Annotated in this window: 15 protein-coding genes; 7 read left to right on the top strand and 8 right to left on the bottom strand. The window is 56.3% G+C overall.

The window, feature by feature from the left end:
* Positions 1–422: 422 nt before the first annotated feature.
* On the bottom strand, positions 423–1,331 hold the full coding sequence (locus tag JMY28_RS25210; RefSeq protein WP_201698604.1) for a LysR family transcriptional regulator: 909 nt from the start codon (positions 1,329–1,331) through the stop codon (positions 423–425).
* A gap of 668 nt (positions 1,332–1,999) precedes the next feature.
* Between JMY28_RS25210 and JMY28_RS25205 the strand changes: the two genes are divergently transcribed.
* From JMY28_RS25205 to JMY28_RS25180, 6 genes are all read left to right on the top strand, one after another.
* Positions 2,000–3,697 (top strand): thiamine pyrophosphate-binding protein, encoded by a 1,698-nt coding sequence (locus tag JMY28_RS25205; RefSeq protein ID WP_201698603.1) that lies wholly within the window; start codon positions 2,000–2,002, stop codon positions 3,695–3,697.
* A gap of 134 nt (positions 3,698–3,831) precedes the next feature.
* Complete coding sequence (dld, locus tag JMY28_RS25200; RefSeq protein WP_201698602.1) at positions 3,832–5,544, top strand: D-lactate dehydrogenase; 1,713 nt, start codon at positions 3,832–3,834, stop codon at positions 5,542–5,544.
* Positions 5,545–6,178: 634 nt separating this feature from the next.
* Entirely contained in the window at positions 6,179–9,043 is a 2,865-nt protein-coding gene (locus JMY28_RS25195; RefSeq protein WP_201698601.1) for an ATP-binding protein, read from the top strand.
* Between the two features lie 231 nt (positions 9,044–9,274).
* Positions 9,275–9,700, top strand: a complete 426-nt coding sequence (locus JMY28_RS25190) for an organic hydroperoxide resistance protein (protein ID WP_201698600.1) — start codon at positions 9,275–9,277, stop codon at positions 9,698–9,700.
* Positions 9,701–9,720: 20 nt separating this feature from the next.
* Complete coding sequence (locus JMY28_RS25185; protein WP_201698599.1) at positions 9,721–10,494, top strand: alpha/beta hydrolase; 774 nt, start codon at positions 9,721–9,723, stop codon at positions 10,492–10,494.
* 520 nt (positions 10,495–11,014) lie between these two features.
* Positions 11,015–11,713 carry a dienelactone hydrolase family protein gene (locus tag JMY28_RS25180; RefSeq protein ID WP_201698657.1) on the top strand — a complete coding sequence of 233 codons (699 nt, stop codon included), beginning with the start codon at positions 11,015–11,017 and terminating at the stop codon, positions 11,711–11,713.
* A 345-nt stretch (positions 11,714–12,058) separates the two neighbouring features.
* Here the strand turns inward: JMY28_RS25180 and JMY28_RS25175 are convergent, their stop codons facing one another.
* From JMY28_RS25175 to JMY28_RS25145, 7 genes are all read right to left on the bottom strand, one after another.
* Complete coding sequence (locus tag JMY28_RS25175) at positions 12,059–12,274, bottom strand: hypothetical protein (protein WP_201698598.1); 216 nt, start codon at positions 12,272–12,274, stop codon at positions 12,059–12,061.
* 543 nt (positions 12,275–12,817) lie between these two features.
* Positions 12,818–13,711: a 3-hydroxyisobutyrate dehydrogenase gene (gene mmsB / locus JMY28_RS25170; protein WP_201698597.1), complete on the bottom strand. Its 894-nt coding sequence runs from the start codon at positions 13,709–13,711 to the stop codon at positions 12,818–12,820.
* A gap of 390 nt (positions 13,712–14,101) precedes the next feature.
* Positions 14,102–15,172, bottom strand: coding sequence for an alpha/beta hydrolase (locus JMY28_RS25165; RefSeq protein ID WP_201698596.1), 1,071 nt, complete (start codon positions 15,170–15,172; stop codon positions 14,102–14,104).
* 5 nt (positions 15,173–15,177) lie between these two features.
* Positions 15,178–17,190, bottom strand: a complete 2,013-nt coding sequence (locus tag JMY28_RS25160; protein WP_201698595.1) for an acyl CoA:acetate/3-ketoacid CoA transferase — start codon at positions 17,188–17,190, stop codon at positions 15,178–15,180.
* 110 nt (positions 17,191–17,300) lie between these two features.
* Positions 17,301–18,893: a PHA/PHB synthase family protein gene (locus JMY28_RS25155; RefSeq protein ID WP_201698594.1), complete on the bottom strand. Its 1,593-nt coding sequence runs from the start codon at positions 18,891–18,893 to the stop codon at positions 17,301–17,303.
* Positions 18,894–19,024: 131 nt separating this feature from the next.
* Entirely contained in the window at positions 19,025–20,518 is a 1,494-nt protein-coding gene (locus JMY28_RS25150) for a CoA-acylating methylmalonate-semialdehyde dehydrogenase (RefSeq protein ID WP_407945535.1), read from the bottom strand.
* A gap of 160 nt (positions 20,519–20,678) precedes the next feature.
* Positions 20,679–21,986, bottom strand: a complete 1,308-nt coding sequence (locus JMY28_RS25145) for an MFS transporter (protein ID WP_407945537.1) — start codon at positions 21,984–21,986, stop codon at positions 20,679–20,681.
* A 573-nt stretch (positions 21,987–22,559) separates the two neighbouring features.
* Between JMY28_RS25145 and JMY28_RS25140 the strand changes: the two genes are divergently transcribed.
* Positions 22,560–23,513, top strand: coding sequence for a LysR family transcriptional regulator (locus JMY28_RS25140; RefSeq protein WP_201698593.1), 954 nt, complete (start codon positions 22,560–22,562; stop codon positions 23,511–23,513).
* The last annotated feature ends 132 nt before the right edge of the window (positions 23,514–23,645 follow it).

The raw sequence follows: 23,645 nt of genomic DNA, 5'->3' as shown, positions 1-23,645 counted from the left end.
CGCTTCCGCACGGGCACTCGATGCCAACGTTAATCTCGTAGTTGAGCTTCATCATCGCCTCCTCGAAGACAGGTCGGCTACGCTGCGTAAACACCTCTGAGCCTAACGGATCGTCGCCGCGATCACCTCTCTTTACGCTGAAAAGTTCTGAATTTCTCCCATCTCACACTTCGGTAAGACCTCGAGACTGAAGACAGTCGCGTACCGCGTTCGGAGCGAATCTTTAGATTTCTGCGTCCCGTACAGGTAACGGTTGAATGTGGTGAGCTTCGACGCCCGGAAGGCGCGCGCCCGGGTTGCGCATATGGGCAAAATGCACGGCAGGACCCTTCGCGCTCGCAGCCTCCACTGCTCCAGAAAACGACGACTTCGAACCCTGGAGCGTGACCTCGCCACCGCGCACCTGGCCCGTTCATCGATTCTCACGCGACGAATACTGGATCAACGTGAAAGCCAAGCACCTCTGACGCTATCTCAATCCACGCCCGAGCACTGCGGCTCAGATACGTGTCCCGGTGCCGCACAAGCGCCTGATCGAATGAAATCACTGGATCGATTACAGTGACGACCCTCAGTCGACTTGAGCGAATCCCCCTGCAGACCGTCACGGGCAAAAGGGCCACGCCCATTCCAGAAGTGACCATCGAAACAAGCAAGTCGAGATGACTACTGCGCCCGGAAACAGACGGTTCAAACCCCTCCTGGTTACACAACCTGTCGATCAGGTTGTTGACCTTGAAGTCGCTCGTGAAAGCGACAAACGTTTCGTCAGATAACTCCCTCAACGTTACCTTCTTTCGCGCTGCCAACCGATGATCGCGCGAGCATAGCAACGCAAGTCTCTCGCGAGCAAACGTCTGCGTAAGAAAGCCCTCTCCTTCAATCGGCAACATTGCTGCTGCAATCTCAACGTGACCATCGCTTAGCGCGCCGGCGAACTGATTACTGCCGTACTCGATGATCTGCAACTGCACTCCTGGATACTGGCGTCGAAACTCCGTGATCACGTCCCCGAAAAACGTTGAGCCTGTCATGGGTGGCAACCCGACTCGCAGCGTCCCGCTGACCATCGAGCGCAAATCCCGCAGCTCGCTGGCGAGACTATCCGCTTGCTGCAAGATCAAACTTGCGCGCCGATAGAGCACGTCACCTTCGGGCGTCAAACATACCCCGCGGGGTTCGCGGACGAGGAAGTTAAGCTCGAACTCTTCCTCCAATTGGCCGATAGCGCGGCTGATCGCCGGCTGCGTGACGTGCAGCGTCGCACTCGCCCGTCGAAAGCCGTTTTGACGAACCACCTCTACGAAATAGCGCAGCGCACGCATATCCATACCAACCCCTGATAACGCACTGACATCGGCGCAATGATAGCAAGTCACCTCAATTACCGGTCCGTAGTCCGACGCAGTTCCTCCACCGCTTAGTCAATGCCATGGCGAGTTGAACGACGCCGGCGTGTGCGTAGCGTCGTATGCGTCGAGTGCGATCTTTGCATTGTTTGGAACAAATTCTTTTTGAACCCGTTGCGCTTTGCTTTGCCTTCAGGCACACAGCCGCCTGAAACTGGAAGTCTTCAGGACTTTTCAGCGCAACAGGAGGCGGCGGCGTTGGGACACCACTATCCTAGGTGCGTGTGCCACCAGGTAATGCGCCGTCGACAGACGCGGAAGGCGATAAACCGCGACATGACGATCGCTTGATCCCGCGTACAGATCGCCAGCGGCGTGACGCTAAGCATCGCGTTTGCGCCGCGAGGACCGTCTTGAGTGCAACGGCAGCATATCCACTTCACTATCTGATAACAATCAAACATCGGTGCGATGCGAACAAAGCATTTCCATTATCGGTCGAACTGCCCAATACTGCCCTTCGCCTTCACGTAGCCAAACCATGGCGAACGAACTTGGCGCTCCGTACCTGCGCGAGCTTCAAGAGAGCACTAACCGCATATAGCGGAGGCGCCCACACAATGGGCGTGTTACGCTGAAACGGAGGATCTATGTCTGCTAGTCCAGTTACGTCCCTTAAAAGTTCAAATGCTCGCAGGGGCGCCGAAGTCCTTCTGGAACTTTTGGAAAGCGAGGGGGTGGATTACATCTTTGGAAATCCCGGTACGACCGAATTGCCACTGATGGATGCTCTCCTACGCTTCCCTTCGATCAAATACGTCCTTGCACTTCAGGAAGCATCAGTCGTCGCGATGGCCGATGGCTACGCGCAAGCCGCTCGCAAGCCTGCCTTTCTCAATCTTCATACCGCAGGCGGACTCGGCCACGGAATGGGCAATCTGCTAAATGCCAGCGTTTCTCAGACACCGATGATTGTGACGGCGGGCCAGCAGGACTCCCGGCACGTGGTAACCGATCCACTACTGTTGGGCGACCTTGTCAAGATTGCCGAGCCCGCGGTCAAGTGGGCGCGCGAAGTCACGCATGCAGACCAATTGCCCGTATTGGTGCGACGTGCCTTTCACGATGCGAATGCAGCCCCGACCGGCCCAGTCTTTCTGTCGTTTCCAATGGATGTGATGGAAGAAATGAGTTCCGTCTCCATCGCAGAGCCGTCGGTTATAGATCGCAGCGCCATCGCCGGATCATTGCCGACGCTGGCTGCCAAGCTTGCCGCGGTCCGACCTGGCCGGCTGGCGATACTCGCCGGTGACGAGATTTACTGGAGTCAGGCCGCAGCACAGGTAGTCGCCCTCGCGGAAGCACTCGGAGCTCCCGTGTATGGTTCGTCGTGGCCTTCGCGGATTCCGTTCCCTACCGCTCATCCACTTTGGGCCGGAAATCTGCCAACCAAGGCTAGCGAAATTGCGAAAATCCTTTCGAGCTACGACGCTATCTTCGCACTTGGCGGCAAATCATTAATAACGATCCTCTACTCAGAGGGATCGGCGGTACCTGCTGGCTGCGACGTGTTTCAACTGACGCCGAATATGCGCGACGCGGGGCGTACGTACGCGACGAAGTTGTCGGTCGTGGGAGACCTAAGAGGTTCGCTACGCGCGCTGCTGCCTATCCTTGAGCAGGAAACCTCCGCCCAACGAGCGCTGTACGAGGAGTTGAACGCGAAGGCCAAGGAAAAAGACGTCGCTCGCCGGAGATCGATCCTCAGCCTTTCCGAGACGCAATCGGATTTTTCTACTACGACGCCGCTAGTCGCCGCGCGCGAGGCGATTCGGGCAATCGGACCTAAGATCCCTATCGTCGATGAAGCCATTGCGACGTCAGCACATGTGAGGAAATTCCTCAATAGCGAATCGGGTAATCAGTATTCCTTTATGCGCGGAGGCGCCTTGGGGTGGGCAATGCCTGCCGCAGTTGGCTGCTCGCTCGGCATTGGGCGGGAGCCAGTTGTGTGTCTGGTAGGTGACGGTGCCGCCCTCTATTCTCCACAGTCCCTTTGGACAGCCGCGCACGAGAACTTGCCGGTTACATTTGTTGTTCTGAATAACCGAGAATACAACGTACTGAAGAACTTCATGCGATCGCAGGAGCACTATGTCAGCGCCCAAACCGGTAAGTTCATCGCGATGGAAATAGATCAACCGGCCATCGACTATGTCGCGCTAGCGCGCGGTTTTGGACTCCCGGCGCGCCGTGTCGAAAAGTCAAGCGACATCGCCGCTGCGATAGAAGCTGGCATTGCAAGCGGAAAAGCAAATCTGATTGAAGTCATCATTAGCGCCGCCTAATCGAATATTTGGACGCCACCTGCGCGTAAAAATGATACACCTGCGAGTAGACTTCCCCAAAGACCAATGATTACCGCGTCGGCGTGCCTCTCAGAACAGGTTGTCTCGTTATTATTGGGTCCAGGCGGTGATTCATGAGCCTCATGGAGTTAGAGATGTCAAGCAAAGATCTGTTGGCTAAGTTAAGAGGGGTGCTCGCTGAAGCCGACTTGTTAGATGGTGAAGACGAGAAAGTCTTCTACACCAAGGGTTTCCGGGTTGGCCACGGGAAGGCTCTCGCGGTCGCACTGCCCCGTACGCTATCGCAACTCTGGTCGGTCCTCAAGGTTTGCGTCGATAATGACGCAATCATCTTGATGCAAGCGTCGAACACAGGTGTAACCGGTGGCTCAACTCCAAATGGCGAGGATTACGATAGAGAACTCATTATAGTTAGCACACGACGGCTTAAAGGCGTTCAGGTAATCGACGACGCAAAGCAGGTCATTGCATTTCCAGGGTCAACGCTAACCGAGTTGGAAAATGCCCTAAAGCCGTACAAAAGAGAACCACATTCAGTCATTGGATCGTCATGCATCGGCGCATCGGTGGTTGGCGGAATCTGCAACAATTCCGGCGGCTCGCTGATTCGACGAGGCCCTGCTTTTACTGAAAAATCCCTCTTTGCCCGAGTCGACGAAAATGGGCAACTGCAACTCGTGAACAATCTCGGAATAAGACTTGGGGAGGATCCAGAAGAAATTCTCGACAATCTAACTTCGAGTCAGTACACGATCGGGGATACGCCCGACTGGGACGGAAAGTTATGGGCGGAAAATTATGCCGAAAAGTTGCGGGACGTGGCGGCCAATAGTCCCGCGCGTTACAATGGAAATCCCGAGTATCTGCATGACAGTGCAGGCTGTGCCGGGAAGCTCGCGGTCTTCGCCGTGCGCCTGCCTACTTTCGACACTCCGCTGAACACCACCTCCTTCTATGTTGGAACCAACAACGAAGCAGAATTGGTCCAACTCCGCCTATTCCTGCTGACCAGTCTGTCGAAATTACCTATCCAGGCAGAGTATATGCACAAGGGAGCACTGGATTTATCTGTTCGTTATGCAAAACATATCTATAAGGCAATTCGGCTCTTCGGCCCTGAGAAGATCCCGGAACTGACTGCACAAAAGGCGAATTGGGACAAGCTCGTTAGGCGAGTCGCCATACTTCCAGATAACACCGTGGACAAAGCCATTCAGATCACAAATGTGCTCACCCCCATGGGTCTAGCCGGGCGTATCCCCAGCTACATGGACCTATATGAGCATCACCTCGTCATCAAGACGGACGGGGGCGATGCCGAAGAACTGGCTGCGCTACTCGAGCGGTTTTTCTCGACTCGAACTGGCGAGTACTTCAAATGCGACGAGGAAGAGGCACGCGACGCGTTTCTGGTCCGCTTCACTGTCGGCGCCTGTACCATTTGCTACTGCGACAGTCAGGGTATTGACACTAACGAAAGACTGCTGGCATTTGATGTTGCACTACGCCGGAACGACACCGAGTGGCGTCTAAAGTTGCCACCGCACCTGCAGGAACAAGTTCTGCTGGACTCTTGCTGTGGGCACTTCTTCTGTTTTGTGAATCACCAGGACTACATCCTGAAGCCGGGATGCAATGCTGTAGCGTTCAAGAAAGACGTGTTGTCATACCTTGAAACACGCGGTGCAAAATACCCTGCAGAGCATAACGTCGGTAACCTGTACCACGCGTCCGAGAGTTATCAAGCGCAATTGAAGAAACTCGATCCGACCAATAGTTTCAACCCTGGAATTGGGAAGACCAGCAAGAGGAAATATTGGCAGTAGAGAAATCCGAGGCGCAAAAAACAAAGAAGAAAACAACGCACCTACAGACCATAATCCGCGTCAACTCTTACCGCGTTTGAAGATTCGAGGTCTGCCAGATACCGCCCGTCTCACCTGCTGATCGGGTGAGGCGGCTGGTCGACATGAATCGTGAAGTCGTCGTGAGCCGCTAAGGGCTCGCTGCCAGTCGCCTCTTCGTCCGTGCGTCGCGACGCGTCGTGCCAACGCACATTCCTAGCCAGAATATTCTAGCCAGTTCCCGAACACGCTTGAGACATTTGCGTCGGCTCTATTGATCGTTCTTTGCTGCAACGGCTCGTCAGTACGATGTAGGTACATAAAACAGCAATTGCGGCCGCGAAAGAATGCGGGGAGCTCCAGCAAGTCTGCGGTAACGTCCCCATGTAAGCGCCGTCGGCGCGCCGGCCCTGGCTGCTGACAATACAGTCGTCTTCCTGCGAGACACGCTATAGTTTCCCCGTGCCTGGTTGGACAATCGCGCTCTTCTGCTCGTTTTTGCCTTCATCGAGCTATAGCCAGACTAAAAACTCCCTGGAGGATAACGGCGGAAAATTGGTGAACTTTTGCTCGCGAGACTAAACTTTACTCAGCATTTGCCGTCCGGAGTGGGATCATGAGTACGCCACCACAAACACCCGTTCAGTTTCGATTTGGTGCAACGACCGTCAATCCGGGCCGTCGTGAGTTAAGTTATGACGGGGGGCGCGTCAACGTCGGAGACCGTGCGTTCGATCTTCTGATCCTGCTTATCGAGCGGCGAGGCACCGTCGTTAGCAAAGAGTTAATCATGGATGTGGTCTGGCCGAATAGAGTCGTCGGCGAGAACACGCTGGAAGGTCAGGTGTCGCTCCTGCGACGTGCCCTGAGTGCCGATCGCGACGCAATACGGACTATCGCGGGCCGTGGCTACCAGTTCGTCGGGGATCTGGATACTAATGTCCCAACCACTACAGACAGCTTAAGTGGGCGCTCGGTGGGCCCGAATCCACTACGCGGCAAACCTCTTCCTGCTCACGTATCGCGCCTCATCGGGCGGGACATCTCGCTTGGCGAGGTCACGAATCTGATCCGGTCGCGGCGACTCGTCACGCTCATCGGTGCCGGCGGCGTCGGCAAGACCCGCCTGGCAATCGAGGCGGCCAGTGAACTATCGTCGAATTTCGCCGACGGCGCCGTACTCGTAGAACTGGCGGCGACCGTGTCAGCGGATCACGTGGCCGCCACTGTTGCGACGGCATTCGGTTTTTCCCCCGGTGATGGAACGCGTGACCTCGAAAAGATCGCACCCGGCTTACGTGATCGGCACCTCCTTATCGTCGTCGACAACTGTGAACACCTCATCGAAAGCGCAGCTCAACTAGTCGAGACGTTGCTGCAGGTGACACCGGGCTCGACTGTCATCGCAACAAGCCGGGCGGCGCTGAGAATAGCCGGCGAGCACGTCTATCGGGTGCCGTCGCTCGACATGCCCTCACATGACGACGCGAGAGATGCGAAGCGCTTCGGCGCGATCGAGTTATTTCTGGAACGAATGGGTTCGGGAGCGGATACCGCGGTCGATACGTCACTACCACTGATCGCGCGTATTTGCCGCCAGTTGGACGGCATCCCATTGGCGATCGAACTTGCTGCCGCCTGCACTGCTGGTCTCGGCATTCAAGGTGTAGCCGATCGACTCAACGACCGGTTCCAGATCCTGCAAAACGGGGCACGAACCGCGTTACCTCGCCAACAGACGCTGCGCGCAACGGTGGACTGGAGCTACAAGCTTTTGTCACCGGTCCTCAAGACAGTGTTGAGCCGGCTCAGCCTGTTTGCCGGAAGCTTCACGCTGGACGCGGCCCAGCGGATGATTGGGGGCACCGACGTGCCCCAACACGAAGTGACTGCCGCGATCGCTGACCTCGTCGACCGGTCGCTTTTGTGTGCGATCCCTAATCTCCCGCAGATGCACTACCGGCTACTCGACACTATTCGTGCATATGCGCGCGATCGTCTTGTCGAGAGTGGTACGAGCCATGATTGGTTGGTCCGTCACGCGCAGCATGTTCTGGGCGTGTTCCGGTCGGCCGACAAACTAGCTCAGGAACGAGCCGAAATCGACTGGAAACGCACATTTGGGCTTTACCTCGATGACCTGCGTTCGGCTGTCGAATGGAGCTTCTCTGACGAGAGTACAACGGTAATAGCGATCGAGCTCGTCGTGACCAGCATCCCCCTGTCCATGCAGTTTGCCCTGATCGAGGAATGTCTTTGCCGCGTGGATGCCGCAATGACAGCACTGCCACGACTTTCCGCTCAAGCTCGTCTGAATTTGCCGGTGATCGAATGGGAAATGAAATTGCAGGCGGCACGCGGCGCATGCCTCTTGTTTCAGAATGTCGGTACTCAGACCTGCGAAGCGTTTGCGGCTTCGCTCGTCCTCGCACAGGAGACACGCAGTACTGAATATCAGTTGCGCGGCTTGTGGGGCTGCTGGAGCCACGCTTATCTCAATGGGCAATATGCACAATCGCTGGCGCTGGCGTCGCATTTTTCAGAGGTGGCCAAGAAGTCTCGCTGGCCCGGAGACCGCATGGTGGCGTGCAGGATGTCCGGAATAGCTCATCTGTGCCTTGGGCAGCTAAACGCAGCACTCACTGAACTGGAGTCCATCCGCTTGCCGGTCGGTCGCACAAATCGCGCAGAGCGAATCCGGTTCCTCTATGACGAGTGCTGTATGTCCCGCTCCGTACTTGCTCAGACATTGGCCTTTCTCGATCGCCACGGCGAGGCGGAACGCACAGCTCGACAAGCACTCGAGGACGCCCAGGCGCTCGACCACACGCCTTCGTCCTGTTACGCGTTGAGCGAAGCGCTGTGTCCGGCCGCATTACTACGCGAAGACGACGCGGGGCTCGATGAGGCGGTGCAAATGCTCTCGGACTCTACCAGACGTCATGGCGTGTCGACATGGAAGGCTCGCGCGGAAATTTGGCGGGGTTTGATCGAACTGCGCGTGGGTCATGTCGAATCGTACGACGCCAGAATTGTCCCGTCGCTGGACGAAATTGGCAACGCACAGTATTACGTCGCACTGTCGCCCTTCCTTGGCGAGACCGCCATCGCATTGGCCAGATTCGGTAGAGTGCGCGACGCGAGCGATTTGCTCTCTCGCGCCATCGCAAGGGCAACGACCGCGAAAGATTACCTGTCCTGGGTAGAACTTCTGCGCGCAAGAGCAGAAGTCATACTTCTGCGGGAGGATCCCGACGTCTCGCATCTCGCGGAACAGATGCTTCGGAACGCCCTAAGCGTTGCACGGCGCCGAGGGTTCATGGCGTGGGAGGTACGTTGCGGCCGTAGCCTCGAGCAGCTATGGAAACTATTCGGTAAATCCCCGTTCGAGCATCCGCCCACCCCGACCATTCCCGTGTCGTTCGAACCTTTCGACGTTCCGCCCGGAATTTTGTCGTATCCGAATGACTCCGCAGCCTGAAACTAGAAGTTTTCAGGACTTTTCGGTTTTACAGGAGGCGATTACGTCGCCGCGCCCCTATGCTTGGTATGCATACGGCCACTCCGGCGTAAGTCTGCAGCCGCGACGACGATGACCGGCAACAGCGCGATCGCCCGTTCTGCTCGCCCAGCGAACGCGGCGGCATGAGTTGGTGATTATCACGCCATCATCCATCCTGCTCCACATACACCATCAATTAGGATTCCTATTATGATAATCGAGAAAATTCTCTACCGCGCCCATGCAGCAGCCACTGGCGGCCGCGACGGTCGTGCCGTTATTCCCGAAAGCAAGCTCGAGTTTAAGCTAACCACGCCACGTGAACTTGGCGGCGCGGGCGGTGACGGCACGAACCCCGAACAACTCTCCGCGGCTGGCTACAGCGCTTGCTTCCTGGGCGCCATGAAGTTTGTAGCCGCACAAAACAAGGTCGCAATTCCAGCCGAAGTTTCGAACAACGGTAGCGTAGGCATGGGCGCTATTCCGACCGGCTTCGGCATCGAGGTTGAACTGAAGATTTCGCTGCCAACTATGCCTCGCGACGCAGCACAAGCGCTTATCGAAAAGGCACATGTCGTTTGCCCGTACTCGAATGCGACGCGCGGCAACGTCGACGTTACGCTCACACTTGTCTAGTACCGCACAGGAGAAAAATCATGAACAAGCCTTACATTGTTGCCGCACTGGCAACTACGCTGATCTGTGTAACGCCGCAAGTGGCCTCCGCGCAATCCACGGCGCAGACGGGCATCACGAACGTGGTCCTGGTGCACGGCGCTTTCGCAGATGGCTCAGGCTGGGACGCCGTTTCGAACATCCTCAAGAAGGACGGATACAAGGTTTCCGTAGTTCAGGAGCCCGAGACCTCACTTGCAGATGACGTCAAATTTACGCGGCGGATCGTTGACAGCCAACCAGGTCCAGTGGTTCTCGTCGGGCACAGCTACGGTGGCACCATCATCACTGAGGCTGGAAACGATCCCAAGGTGCAAGCGCTTGTCTACATCGCGGCATTTGGGCCAGACGAAGGCGAAAGCACGGCCCAACTCGAGAAGTCCGTGCCGCCGGCCATCACAGGCATCAAGCAAACCAGTGACGGCTACTTCTACATCGACCCCGCGGTCTTTCCGCGTGACTTCGCGGCGGACGTTCCACCAGCAAAGGCCAAATTCATGGCCGAGTCGCAAGTCCTGATCTCTGCCGATTCATTCACGTCCAACGTAACGTCCCCCGCCTGGAAGGCCAAACCCAGTTGGTATATGGTGGCAACCGCCGACCGGTCGATCAACCCGGATCTGGAGCGCAAGATGGCCAAGCGCATGAATGCCAAGACGATCGAGATCAATTCGAGCCATGTCGCATACATCTCCCACCCTAAGGAAACGGCCAAGCTCATCGAGCAGGCTGCCAACTCTGTCCCGGCAAATTAAAAAATGGTGCGCGGGAAGCCGTTGACGCCGTTGACGGCTTCCACCAAGAGCATCTCTAAGGCTCCCCAACACGAGGACGATGTTTTACTGCTGGTTGATGACCACTGCAGCGTCCAGCACTCCAAGAGCCCGATTAATCAGCGCTCTGTCGCTGCGTGGGCTAGGTTGCGAGCGACGCATCCAACTCGCGTATCGCCGCAAATCGAGGCCACCTGAATCGGCAACTTACGCCGTATCGCGTTTCTATGGGACTTCATCCGTGGTGCTGCGGAGCAAAACCAGCCGCTTCTTCCGATTGGCTCGACCGAAATGCTTTTTCCCCGGTGGCTAGGCAGATGCCACCTGGGACGCGTCCACTCTGAAAGCTTGCTCAGAAGCGATATTTCGGCTCAAGCCGGAACATTTCAGGACTTTTCAGTGCAACTGGTGGCGAACGCGTTACCCGGCCGCTACCTTCCAGATATGCGCCGCTAAGCCGGCATACGTGAGAGGAGTAACTATCGTGAAACGCAACGGAACAATGGTTGGTTTTAAGCGGCCGGACGGAGGCGAACTCGAAGGCTATCTGTCCACACCGGACGATCAGGCCGGAGCACCCGGTGTACTCGTACTTCAGGAATGGTGGGGACTCAATGACCAGATCCGCGGAGTGGCAGATCGGCTTGCGAGTGCGGGCTATTTCGCGCTGGTTCCCGATCTCTTCCGGGGAAAGACAACCGTAGAAGAGGAAGAGGCAAATCATCTGATGAATAGCCTCGATTTCGCGGAAGTTACGTCGCAGGACGTAACTGGGGCGCTCCAATATCTCGGAACGAAGGCAAACCGCACCGCAGCCATGGGCTACTGTATGGGGGGCGCGCTGACGCTGCTCGCGCTGTGCAGTCATCCCTCGCTTTCGGCAGGAGTTGTCTGGTATGGCTTCCCACCCCTCGAATACCTCGACCCTGCGAAAATTCACGCTTCGCTCATCGGCCACTGGGCGATACAGGACGCGTTCTTCCCGATCGAAACAGTCGATGAACTGGAACGTCGGCTCCTGAAGGCCGGCGCCGACGTTCGTTTCCATCGATACCTGGCGCACCATGGATTCACGAACGAAACTGCCGTCGGTCCAGGGCGCATATCTCGTACGCAATTCGATCCAGTTTGGACGGAAAAGGCGTGGGATCGAACCTTTACCTTCCTCGGGCGCAACATGTGGGACCGGACGGAAACGTAAATGTGCGTCAACGCCCCTTAGCACTCTCTCCGTGACAGAGCACGTGTCACTGCGGCTATGTGGCGCGGAAGCGTTTTCGATATTGATATTATCGAGTGAGGCCGAGCATTACGCGACAGGCGATTGAACTGACATCACAAAAGCAGGCCTCTATCGGGAAATGCGCGCTGATGAGACGACTCAGAAATTTCGTGTGATTCAGCGACTTATGTCGACAATGCCTGAAACCGAAGTCGATCACAATATCCCACGTGCCGTCTTTGCTCGTCATCTAATACGGTAGAACAGAGCCGCGGGCCCGATTGGAAGGCACCGCGGCGTGGGGCAATCGCCAAGCGTCGGCAGTCAGCTCCCGAAGAAGAGCGTGCAGAAGCTCGGGGGACCGACACACTCTTGTTTCTTCTCCTGATTCGTCGCGTCGGTATACGCCGACGCCTGCGAATTATTGGTTTGCGTGATCTGCTGCGAAGCATTCCCTGCCGAGAGCTGGCTTTGTGACCAGGCAGTGGCGGCGGCAAACATCGAACACGCGACGACAACAATCTTCAGGGATTTCATCATGCTCTCCAGTGCAAACGGCTACTCCATGTCGACTGCGAACGGATACTGCCTGCCGCAGTGAAGCTACTATAAGACGCAGGCACAAATTCATTAAGGTGGTAGCGTGAAAGGCATCTTTCCAGCTTGTCGCGATATCACGTGCGGTCTTTCCTGATGTGCCTCTCGGTGCGCCCAGAAGACGTGAGCGAGTGCTCCCGGGCGTCGCTAGCACGCGATCGAACAGCGCGCCAGCGCATGAGCACACGAGTACCTGCCAAACTGATTCAGTTGTACCCAAGGATCGCGACATTCGCACTGGCGGGGTTGTCATCAAGGCTGGAGACCAACGATGCCAACGGATTGCAAAGGAGCATCCTGTAGCTTCCAGACTTGAAATCGCTTTCCCCGGTTTGGCGGAGACTGGCATTAATTACTTCTTCAAACGGCTTCACTTGCATGGATGACCCGGACATGGTTGTCTCCTCGATTTACAAAGAAAAGTACTTGCTACGTTGCTGACCTGTGATGAACAGTTCCAACAATGATCAATTCCGAAATGTGCCGTCACGTATTTCCGTGATTTCGGTACAAGGTAATGACGGAAGAAAAATCAAGTCGGCCGTCTCCGTTGGCGCTAAGCATCTGATAAAGCTGTTGCGCAAGGGCACCCAGAAACGCCGGCTGGCGAACGGTCTTGGCGGCATCTGTCGCAAGCGCGAGATCCTTGAGCATCAGGTCCGTTCCGAACCCGCCCCCGTATCCTCGCGAGGACGGCGCACTCTCGATCACACCAGGCATCGGGTTATAGGTCTCAGAACTCCAGCAACGTCCAGTTGAACTGTTAATGATGCCACCCAGGACTTTTGGATCGATTCCCAACGCCTCCCCCAACGCCATCGCTTCTGAGAGCGCTGCCATCGAGATGCCAAGCAGCAAGTTGTTGCAAATCTTGGCGGCCTGGCCCGTCCCAGTATCGCCGCAATGGACAATGCTTTTGCCCATGGATTGCAGCACAGGCTTGATCTTCGCGTACGCCTCATCACCGCATCCGACCATGAACGTAAGCGTACCGGCTGCAGCGCCTCCCGTACCGCCTGATACCGGTGCGTCAACGAATAGGTTACCGTGCTGCGCCGCGATTTTTGAGAACTCCCTCGCACTAGCCGGATCAATGGTGCTCGAGTCGATGATGATCACGTCCTTCGATATACCCGCTAGCACACCATTTTCTGCCGTAAGCACGTTGCGTACATGACCGGGGGCGGGCAGCATCGTGATTACACACTCCACGTCAGTTGCCGCAGCCTTCGGCGACTCCGTTGCCTTCGCGCCTGCGTCAACCATTTCCTGAACGACCTGCGCACTGAGGTCAAAAACGCTTAGCGTATGCCCCGCCTTTAGCAGGTTCTTCGCCATTGGCGCTCCCATGTTGCCCAGGCCGATAAAGCCAATCTTCATAACAGTCTCCGCTTCGTGTTTCATCGCCGGCGCTCAGCGCAGGCTCATGATGGTATTGACACCGCCGTTCTCGGCCGCACCGTAGAAACAGTGCGCCGTCACCAGCGTCGGTTGTCCGGCACTCTCTGATGACCGCTCACTCTAGTTGCCCCTACAAAGCTGTACGCGTGCGACCTAATCTACTGGTCTTCGACCAATCTTCCGTCCGTCTGCTCAGGTAGGTTTGTGGCCTAGCAGTCTGAAAATCAACTGTGGCTTTTATTCGAGTATAGACATTTGAATCCGCACTGCAATATCGTAAAAAGCCAATCGGTTGTGCAAAAAAACCGAAGAAAGTGCGGATATTTTTATGCGACATGCCAACAGCGCTTCTTGCTGGATAACGTTCCTTCAATTTGATGGAATGGAACGAGACCTCAAAAACAATCCCACACGACGATAGAGGTCGAAACGATTGACTTCCAACGACATCGAATGTGTGCCACGTCCAAGCACCTCCATGCGCTTATACGGCGCAGCGGACAAGTGATTGAACAGTTCCTGCGCCATTTCTGGAGGGGTATCAACGTCCCACTCACCAAGAATGACCATGACAGGAACTTTAATGTTCCCCGGATCGTAAGTCGGAATTCCGACGGCCCAATATTCGAGCAAATCGGCAACAACACCGTTGGGCGCGATTAGCCTTGGGGGCGTCTGAACTGATCCCACTGGATCCGCGCTGACCGTCGCATGCCACCAGGAGCTCACTACAACGCTCGGGCAAAGTGTTTCTGAGGTCTGCATGTCGAGACCACGAAACCAACGCTGGCGCACGTCCGAGAGTTCGACGCTGCGAACGGACGGAAGACTGGCAGCATATAGCGGCCCAAGCGCAGGAAACGCCGCGAGCGGCGCAAGCGCCAGAGGCCAGTCGGACTTTCTTCTCAAGATCCACAGTGGCGCGTACAAGACGAGCCGCCTTACCTTATCTGCATTCGTCGACGCGTAAGCGCCGCAAATCGCAGTACCCCACGACCAGCCGACGAGATCGACATGGTCGGTGCCAGTCCGCGCCAGTATGAAGTCCACTGCTGCAGTCAGGTCCGAAATAGCTTCATCGGTTCGGGCATACAGCTTATGAACGCCAAAATACCCAGCCGGCGCAGAGGGACGCGACGATAGGCCATAGCCACGCACATCAAGGGCATACGCGTCATAGCCATCAGCGGCGGCAAACTCCAGCCAGGATCCACCCGGCAGCGCCGCGTCAAACGCCGGTACACCCGAATAAGTCGCGCCATGAACGAACACGATCACACCACGGCCGCTCCGCCTTGCACTCGACGTTGGACATTTCCGACGCAGGTGGATCCGCACGCCTGACTCCGACTGCGGCAAGTAGAGATCCTCGCAAAGAATCTCCACCGCTGACTCAGGAAACTCGTCCATCGCTTCTTGTTCTTCTGGATGATTGGTCATTTGCGTTAGATCGGCTCAAGGCATCGTAAATGAGCACGGACCTCCTCGGCGCTCTCGAAGATGTGTGGGACGACATCGCGCTGCTGCAGGGCGTCTCCTAATCTGACTCTCAGGAAGCTGTTGGTTGTGTAGCGCATGGCGCCAGAGTAGTAACGGGCGTTCATCTCCTTGACCATGTCGCAGTAGCTATCCAGCACGTCCGGCGTCATCGTGCAGTTGTCGTAGTCGGCGATGACATACGCGCGGCGGCGCAAAGGTGCAAGGTGAAGTTCGATTTGGGATCGGATCTGCTCGACGTCTTCTGGGGTTTTGACGGCATGACCCGTCAAGTTGATGAAGAACAGATTCCGCTGGGCGTCATACACGAAACGCCGTTCGAGTGGCACACGTAGCAATTCATCACGCAATTTCATCTGTTCAGGTCGAAAGATCCTCGGATCCATGAGTCGTGGCGGTTCCTTCATCACGGGGACGAACGCCATCTGGGCGAGGATATCTTTCTCGAGGTCAACCCCGGGTGCGATTTCGACAAGTTCTACGCCCTCTTCGCCCAGACGGAACACGCAGCGCTCGGTTATGTAAAGCACCGGCTGCCGGCGTTGCACTGCATATGGCCCGCTGAAGGTGCAATGCTCGACTTGCTCGACGAATTTTGAAGCAGCTCCATCGTCGCGAATTCTTAACTGACCGTCCTCGATTTCAGTTTTCAGGCCGCCCGCGTTGAACGTACCCATGAAGACAACCTTCTTTGCGTTCTGGCTGATGTTGATAAAACCACCTGCGCCGGCAAGCTTCGGTCCAAACTTGCTGACGTTCAGGTTGCCGGCTCGGTCAACCTGCGCCAAACCCAAAAACGCGATGTCGAGGCCTCCGCCATCGTAGTAATCGAACTGGTACGGTTGATCAATGACGGCCTCGCCATTCATCACGGCACCAAAGTCAAGTCCGGATGCAGGGACGCCTCCAATGACGCCGGATTCTGTGGTAAGCGTCATCAAGTCGAAGATCTTCTCCTCGGTGGATACGCCTGCCACTCCCTCTGGCATTCCGATGCCCAGATTGACAACGCTATCGGGTCTCAATTCCATTGCCGCGCGCCTGGCGATAACTTTGCGGTCGCTCATTTCCAGCGGTGGCAGCGTATTCAGCGGCAGTCGCAGTTCGCCGCTGAAAGCCGGATTGTAGGGTTCGGCAAATGTCTGCCAGTGGTGCTCGGGCGGAGCCACCACCACGGAGTCAACCAGCACGCCAGGCACCTTGACCTGACGGGGATTGAGCGTGCCGCGTTCAGCGAGACGTTCGACCTGCGCAATGACTATTCCACCGGAATTGCGCACGGCCATGGCGACCGTGAGCATGTCAAGGCTTAGTGCCTCACGCTCCATCGTGACATTTCCGTCGTGGTCTGCGGTGGTGCCACGGATTACGCCAACATGGATCGGAAAAGCTTTGTAGAAAAGAAACTCTTCGCCGCCCACCGTCGTCAATTCGACCAGATCGTCAACAGTCCGGTCATTGAGCTTGCCCCCTCCGAATCGAGGGTCAACGAAGGTGCCAAGCCCGACCCGACTTAAATGTCCGGGTCTGCGCGCAGCAATATCACGATACAAGCCAAGAATTACGCCTAGAGGCAGGTTGTATGCCTCGATCCGACCGCTGGTCGCGAGTTTGCCCAGTTTCGGCGCCAGACTGTAATGTCCGCCAATCATCTTTCGCACGAGGCCCTCATGTGCGAGTGCGTTCAACCCGCGATGCTTGCCATCACCAGGCCCGGCGCCACATACAAGCGTCAGATTACGTGGTTTGCCACTCGCCTGAAAGTGCTCCTCTTCAGTAGACAGAAATAGCTCTTCAAGCGCAAGAGCAACGCCCTCTGGAAAGCCGATACCGACCAGGCCGGAGAAGGCGACCGTATCGCCATCCCGGATGAGCCGTACGGCTTCGCGCGCGGTCATTACCTTGCTTCGCTGCGCCGACAGGCTAGAAGCGGCCAGTGGAAATGCGATGTTTGTCAGCATGGGAGCCTCTATCCTGTGAAGAGCAGTCGACGCCGTTTAGCTCGGGCCGACGCTCCAGATGTCAGTCAGTCTTCCGCGTTATCGCGAAGGTTCGGTGCTACCGGTGCCGATCAATGCACGTGCCCCTTGACATAGCGGCCCGGTGCCGGTTCGATCTCTCGATAAGCACGGCTCCCAAGTTCTTGACCAGCAGAAATGGTGCTGCCTGCCCGTCGTTCGAGCCATGCAGCCCAATGCGGCCACCAACTACCGCTTACAGATCGGGCGGATGCCAGCCAGTCCTCTGCGCTCTCGCCGATCTGTCCGCCCGTCCAGTAGTTGCGCTTGTTCTTTGTCACCGGGTTAATCGGTCCGGTAATATGTCCGCCTCCTCCAAGCACGAACTCGAGATCACCGGTGAGATGATTCACGCTCTCATAACCGGATTTCCACGGCACTAAATGGTCCTCTGATGCCCCGAAAATGTAAGTGGGGATATTGATGCGCCTGAGGTCGACCGATGAGCCACACATGGACAGTGCGTCCGGCTGCACAAGTTTGTTCTCGATGTAGCAGTGACGAAGGTAGTAAGAGAACATCGGTCCGGGGAGATTGCTGTCGTCGGTGTTCCAGTAGAAGAGGTCGAACGGATCCGGCGCTTTACCCTTGAGGTAGTTATTGACGACGAATGACCAGATAAGGTCGTTCGCACGAAGGCTCGAGAAGGCCATGGTAAGCTCCTTGCCCGAGACAACACCGCCATTGGCGTACATCGCCTCACGTTGCGCAATGATCGTCGGATCGAGATACACGCCGATTTCGCCAGGGTCGGAAAACTCAAGCATCGCCATCAGCAGAGTCATACTTGCAACCGGCCACTCACCTTGTGCCGCGCGCACCGCGAGCGCGCTGCTGAGCAACGCCCCGCCTACGCAGTAGCCCGCTGCGTTGATCTGGTCTTGTCCGCTGATTTCACGCGTCACGTCGATGGCCTTCAGTACGCCCTGATCCACATAGTCATCCCACGATTTACCTTGCAACGACACGTTAATATTGCGCCACGAGACTATGAACACCGTAAAGCCTTGCGATACAAGGTATCGCACCAGTGACGTCTCTGCCGTCAGGTCGAGGATGTAGTACTTGTTCACTACCGATGGCACGACCAGAAGTGGGATTTCCTTTACCTCACTGGTCGCAGGTGAGTACTGGATCAGTTGAATCAGCTCGTTTTCGTAAACGACTGCTCCAGGCGTATTGGCCAAATTTCCGCCAACCTCGAAGGCCGTATCGCGGGACAACGAAATTCGCCCCTTTTTTAAGTCTTGCATCAGATTATTCAATCCATTTGCGAGACTTACACCCTTTGTCTCTGCCGCAAGCGCGAGCACTTCAGGGTTGGTCACGGCGAAGTTCGTCGGTGAAATCGCGTCGATGTACTGGCGAGTGTAGAAGCGCATCTTCTGCTTCGTCGTTTCATCCAGTCGGGCAAGCTCAATCGCATCCAGTAGCGCTTTCGACGTCTGCCGATACGACTGACTTATATAGTCGAACAGTGGATATTCTTTCCATTGCGGCGCGTTGAATCGACGGTCGCCCTTGTCAACGGGCACAGCGGGATCGCGATTGCTTCCACCAAACATTCGCATACCCAGAGTCATATGCTCATGGTAGTACTGACTGGCCAGACGCACGCCAGAAAATAGCGTATCGATGTCAACCACAACTGTCTCCTGTTTTACTCTGAACTGAATATCAATTGACGGATGAAGCCGTTCAATCCGGCCTTCCATCTCTGGACATGCGACTGCCAAACGTATTGACCGCCGACCTGCGCGGTCGTATCTAACGCGACTCAGCGGAGGTTAATGGTCGTGTTGACGCCGTCGTTCACGGTCGCGTCGTCGAACCAACGCGCCGTCACGGTTTTCGTCTGCGTGTAGAACTGCACGACCTGCTTGCCATACGGACCGAGATCGCCAAGCTTAGAGCCGCGCGAACCGGTGAAACTGAAGAAGGGCACAGGCACTGGAATCGGAATGTTGATGCCCACTTGCCCCACGTCGATCTCGCTCTGGAACTTGCGGGCCGCCGCCCCGCTCTGCGTGAAGAGCCCCACTCCGTTGCCAAACGGATTGCGGTTGACCAGTTCAATCGCATCGTCGAGCGTTGCCACGCTCAGCACCACCAGCACCGGCCCGAAAATCTCGGTGCGATAGATTTCCATTTCGGTCGTCACGTCCGCGAAGATCGTGGGGCCAATAAAGTTGCCCTTCTCATAGTCGTGCACCTTCACTTCGCGACCATCCAGCGCGAGTGTCGCGCCTTCCTTCACACCGGCTTCGATCAGACCCAGTACACGCGCCCTGGCCGCACGTGACACCACCGGGCCAACATCAGTACCCGGCTCATTCCCGGCATTGACCTTGAGCGTCTTCGCTTTCTCAACAAGCTCCGGCAGCCATTGCTGCGACGCACCCACCAGTACGACTACCGAGGTCGCCATGCAACGCTGCCCCGCTGCACCAAACCCTGCACCAGCAAGCGCATTGAGCGTGTGCTCGCGATTCGCATCGGGTAGCACGACGGCGTGATTCTTCGCCCCCATCATCGACTGCACGCGTTTGCCGTGCTCGCTGGCCAGTCTGTAGACATGCGTGCCGACCGCCGTCGACCCGACGAACGAAACCGCCTTTACCAGTTCATGCGTGCACAGGGCATCTACCACTTCCTTGCCACCGTGAACAACGTTCAGAACCCCGGCAGGAACGCCTGCCTCCAGCGCCAGCTCCACCAGTTGCATCGTTGAAAGCGGATCCTGCTCCGAGGGCTTGAGAACGAACGTGTTGCCGCAGACAATCGCCATCGGAAACATCCAGAGCGGAATCATCGCGGGAAAGTTGAATGGCGTAATGCCCACGCACACGCCAATCGGCTGACGCAACGTGTAGGTATCGACACTGCCCGCGACATTCTCCGCAAACTCGCCCTGTTGCAGCATGCCGATCGAGCATGCATGCTCAACTACCTCAAGGCCGCGGAAGATGTCACCCTCGGCGTCAGGCAGCGTCTTCCCCTGCTCAGCAGAGAGCGTCCGGGCGATGCGCGGCATATGCTCCCTGATCAGGGCCTGGTACTTCAGCATGATCCGCATGCGGGCTCCGATCGGCGTGTTCTTCCACGTCGCGAACGCAGCATGTGCTGAACGGATTGCAGCGTCGACCTCCCCGGCCGTCGCAAACGGAACCCGACCCAGCACCTCCTGTGTCGCGGGATTGACGATGTCGCGCCATTCGCTCGTCGCAGATTCGACAAACTCACCGTCGATCAGAAGTTTGGCCGTGTTCATGACCACGTTCGATTCCTGTGTAACTGCATTCATGATTTGCTCTCTAAGTTGAATAAGTCTGGCCTTCCCGCCAGAATGAGTTAGGGGCGGACCGAAGCGTCGCAATTAGCGTGGTGTCATCGCCAGTAGAATGGGAACCAAGCCGCCTTAAAACGCCGGATCAAGCCTCGCAATTGCGCATCAACCGCGTGCAGAGAACAGCGACGACGCCGAGTGCGATCATGTATATCGCAACGTAACGGGGATCGCCCTTGCCGACCGCTAACAGTGCGGTAGCGATCACGGGTGCTACGCCACCGCCAAGCACTCCAGCCACTTGTACAGACAGCGAGATTCCGCTGTAGCGAATTTCAGCAGGGAACTGCGATGCGAACAACTGCGACTCCGGCGCGTACAGGATTGGAAACACTACGCCGACACCCAGAACCATCGCCCACCACACGGCAATGGGGTCACGGGTACCAAGCATCATGAAGAATGGCGCCGCGAACGCACACATAATCAATAGTCCGATCGTAAAGAGCCGTTTCTGGCCGATCTTGTCGCTCAGATATCCGCAAAACGGCATCGAAACCAGCGACAGCGCGGAACCGGCGGTTATGGCATGCAGGATTTCAGACTTCGGGATCTTCAGCTGATTAGCCGCGTAAGCAAGCGCGAAAGCAACGACGATGTAAAACCAGGTATTCTCAGCGGTTCGCGCTCCGATGATGACCAGCAACTCTCGTGGATGACGCCGGATTGCTTGCAGGATCGGCGCCTTCACCGGCTCACCGTGCTCCTTCATTCGTTCAAAGTCTGGCGACTCCGGAACCCGCACGCGGATGAACCACCCCAATCCGACAAGCAGAATGCTTGAGACGAAAGGGACGCGCCAACCCCAACTGAGCAGCTCGGCTTCCGGCAAGGTCGTTACTGCAGCCATCGCGAGTGAAGACAGAATCAATCCAAGACCCACGCCTGTCTGTGGCAGACTTCCAAAAAAGCCTTTACGTCCAGGCGGTGCGTGCTCGACCGCCATCAGGACCGCTCCGCCCCACTCCCCTCCAACCGCCATGCCTTGCAAAAACCGCATAGCGACAAGTGCCGCTGCGGCCCAGTAACCAATGCTCTGATAGGAGGGGATGACACCAATCGCCATACTCGGCACCCCCATGAGCAGCAGTGTTACAAGCAGCATCGATTTGCGGCCAATTCGATCACCGAAGTGTCCAAAAACGACCCCACCCATCGGCCGACCGATAAACCCTACCCCGTATGTCCCAAAGGCAGCTAAGGTGCCCAGAATTGGATCGAGCGTTGGAAAGAAAATTTTGTTGAACACCAAGGCAGCGGCCGTTCCATAGAGAAAGAAGTCGTACCATTCGATCGTGGTACCCGCCATACTGGCCCATCCTGCCAACAGGTATTCCTTCGTACTTTTTGGCCGCGAACTAACGACTGCCATACTGTCTCTACTAGCCTGCATCTTCATCATGCTGTCTCCTGATTTCTGTCTCGCTGTCGACCCCAGTGAGACTAGCGTCTCGACCTTTCAACAATTGGATATTTGATTTAAACAATACCTCGACTACATATTCACATCTGGGTTGACGCGCAAATCACTTACTTTCTAATTGTTTATTAGCCATCCTATTTATTTACAAAGAAACATTTATCTATCTCCGAACTCGCAAAAAATACGTTAGACAGCGAGCTAAATCTGTTTGACAGACGGGCTAGCGCTTGGGCACAGGCATACCGAAACGGGTTGGCTTATTACAAACAACACGCCTAAACTCAATCATCGCCACTCGAAAGATGTTGTATCGTGCCGTTCCAGCCACGTGCAAAGCGAGATCAGCATCTATCCGACGGGATTGAATCGAGGACTATCTAAATCTCCGAGTCTCGAACGCTCCGGCGGCCGGGAAATCGAAGTCCGGGTTCGCCGCCGAAGTCTCCCGTCGACATGGTGCCTAGTATAGTTGCTTGAATATCCACATGAAATACAAAAAAACGCCCATCAGTTGTTCAAAAAAGCACAAACCGGAGACGTCTGATGAACTGGGATGATCTACGCTTCTTCCTTGAAGTGGCGCGTACGCAGAAGGCGAGTTCCGCAGCAAAGCGACTCGGCGTCGACCACACGACTGTCGCTCGACGCGTAAGGGAATTGGAAGCAGCCTTGGGCACGGTGTTGTTCGATAAGTCTCGCGCAGGCGGTTTCGTTCTGACTGCTGAGGGCCACCGGCTGGTTGCGTACGCCGACTCGATCGAAACGGTTGTTCACTCCGCAAGTGAGCAATTTTCCGGCGACGGCCATTTTCTGTCGGGTCACGTCAGGATCGGCTCTACAGAGGGCCTTGGCTGCTTTTTTATCTCTCCTCAGTTGGCCCGCTTTTCGGTGGCACATCCGGAGATTTCAATTGATCTGCTTCCAGTTCCGCACTTCGTCAGCCTGTCCAAACGAGAGGCCGATATTGCCGTTCTGCTCGAGCGGCCAGAGCGTGGCCAATATGTATGCACAAAGCTGTGTGACTATCGTCTGAAGCTGTATGGGACGCGCGACTATCTAGCCCATCACAAGAGAGTGGAGCAAACCTCAGATCTGATGAGTCATGCTTTCATAGGATATGTGGCCGATCTCGCCTTTAGTGGAGAGCTCCTGTATCTCGAGCGCGCCGTTCCGAACGTAACAACGAAGCTATGTAGCACCAGCATCATTGCGCAATACCATGCCACGCTGGAAGGAAATGCACTGGCAATCCTTCCTTGTTTCATGGCCGAGCCGAACCCCTCGCTGGTAGCGGTGTTGCCCGAAGAAATCACGGTGACTCGGCATTTCTGGCTCTGTTGTCGCGAAGACCTGCGAAAATTGCGTCGGATCCGCTCGTTATGGGACTACTTGCGAGCTGCCGCAGATGAGAACCGGTCGTTGTTCGCTGGGGAATCGCGAGTAATGCGTTACGTTGACCCGATGCACACAGCCGGTCCGGAGGGTGCCATTGGTTGAAACTTCCACCTGCGTTGCCTGCGATGGTGCGCCATACGTTCGGACCCGCCGAACACTACGCTTACACGTCTACACCACGCGTCGACGTTGGCGCATTGGCTTTCGCGCCTTCCACGACGCGCCTTCCCGAAG

Origin of the sequence: Paraburkholderia hiiakae, assembly GCF_904848665.1 — a bacterium.
Classification (GTDB): Bacteria; Pseudomonadota; Gammaproteobacteria; order Burkholderiales; family Burkholderiaceae; genus Paraburkholderia; species Paraburkholderia hiiakae.
The sequence above is the reverse complement of the archived record's forward strand: the minus strand, read 5'-3'. Positions and strand labels throughout refer to the sequence as shown.

Excerpts from the sequence above, each read along its gene's own strand:
- JMY28_RS25210 (WP_201698604.1), bottom strand. The coding sequence starts at position 1,331 with ATGGATATGCGTGCGCTGCGCTATTTCGTAGAGGTGGTTCGTCAAAAC.
- JMY28_RS25205 (WP_201698603.1), top strand. The coding sequence starts at position 2,000 with ATGTCTGCTAGTCCAGTTACGTCCCTTAAAAGTTCAAATGCTCGCAGG.
- dld (WP_201698602.1), top strand. The coding sequence starts at position 3,832 with ATGAGCCTCATGGAGTTAGAGATGTCAAGCAAAGATCTGTTGGCTAAG.
- JMY28_RS25195 (WP_201698601.1), top strand. The coding sequence starts at position 6,179 with ATGAGTACGCCACCACAAACACCCGTTCAGTTTCGATTTGGTGCAACG.
- JMY28_RS25190 (WP_201698600.1), top strand. The coding sequence starts at position 9,275 with ATGATAATCGAGAAAATTCTCTACCGCGCCCATGCAGCAGCCACTGGC.
- JMY28_RS25185 (WP_201698599.1), top strand. The coding sequence starts at position 9,721 with ATGAACAAGCCTTACATTGTTGCCGCACTGGCAACTACGCTGATCTGT.
- JMY28_RS25180 (WP_201698657.1), top strand. The coding sequence starts at position 11,015 with ATGGTTGGTTTTAAGCGGCCGGACGGAGGCGAACTCGAAGGCTATCTG.
- JMY28_RS25175 (WP_201698598.1), bottom strand. The coding sequence starts at position 12,274 with ATGATGAAATCCCTGAAGATTGTTGTCGTCGCGTGTTCGATGTTTGCC.
- mmsB (WP_201698597.1), bottom strand. The coding sequence starts at position 13,711 with ATGAAGATTGGCTTTATCGGCCTGGGCAACATGGGAGCGCCAATGGCG.
- JMY28_RS25165 (WP_201698596.1), bottom strand. The coding sequence starts at position 15,172 with ATGACCAATCATCCAGAAGAACAAGAAGCGATGGACGAGTTTCCTGAG.
- JMY28_RS25160 (WP_201698595.1), bottom strand. The coding sequence starts at position 17,190 with ATGCTGACAAACATCGCATTTCCACTGGCCGCTTCTAGCCTGTCGGCG.
- JMY28_RS25150 (WP_407945535.1), bottom strand. The coding sequence starts at position 20,518 with ATGAACACGGCCAAACTTCTGATCGACGGTGAGTTTGTCGAATCTGCG.
- JMY28_RS25145 (WP_407945537.1), bottom strand. The coding sequence starts at position 21,986 with ATGCAGGCTAGTAGAGACAGTATGGCAGTCGTTAGTTCGCGGCCAAAA.
- JMY28_RS25140 (WP_201698593.1), top strand. The coding sequence starts at position 22,560 with ATGAACTGGGATGATCTACGCTTCTTCCTTGAAGTGGCGCGTACGCAG.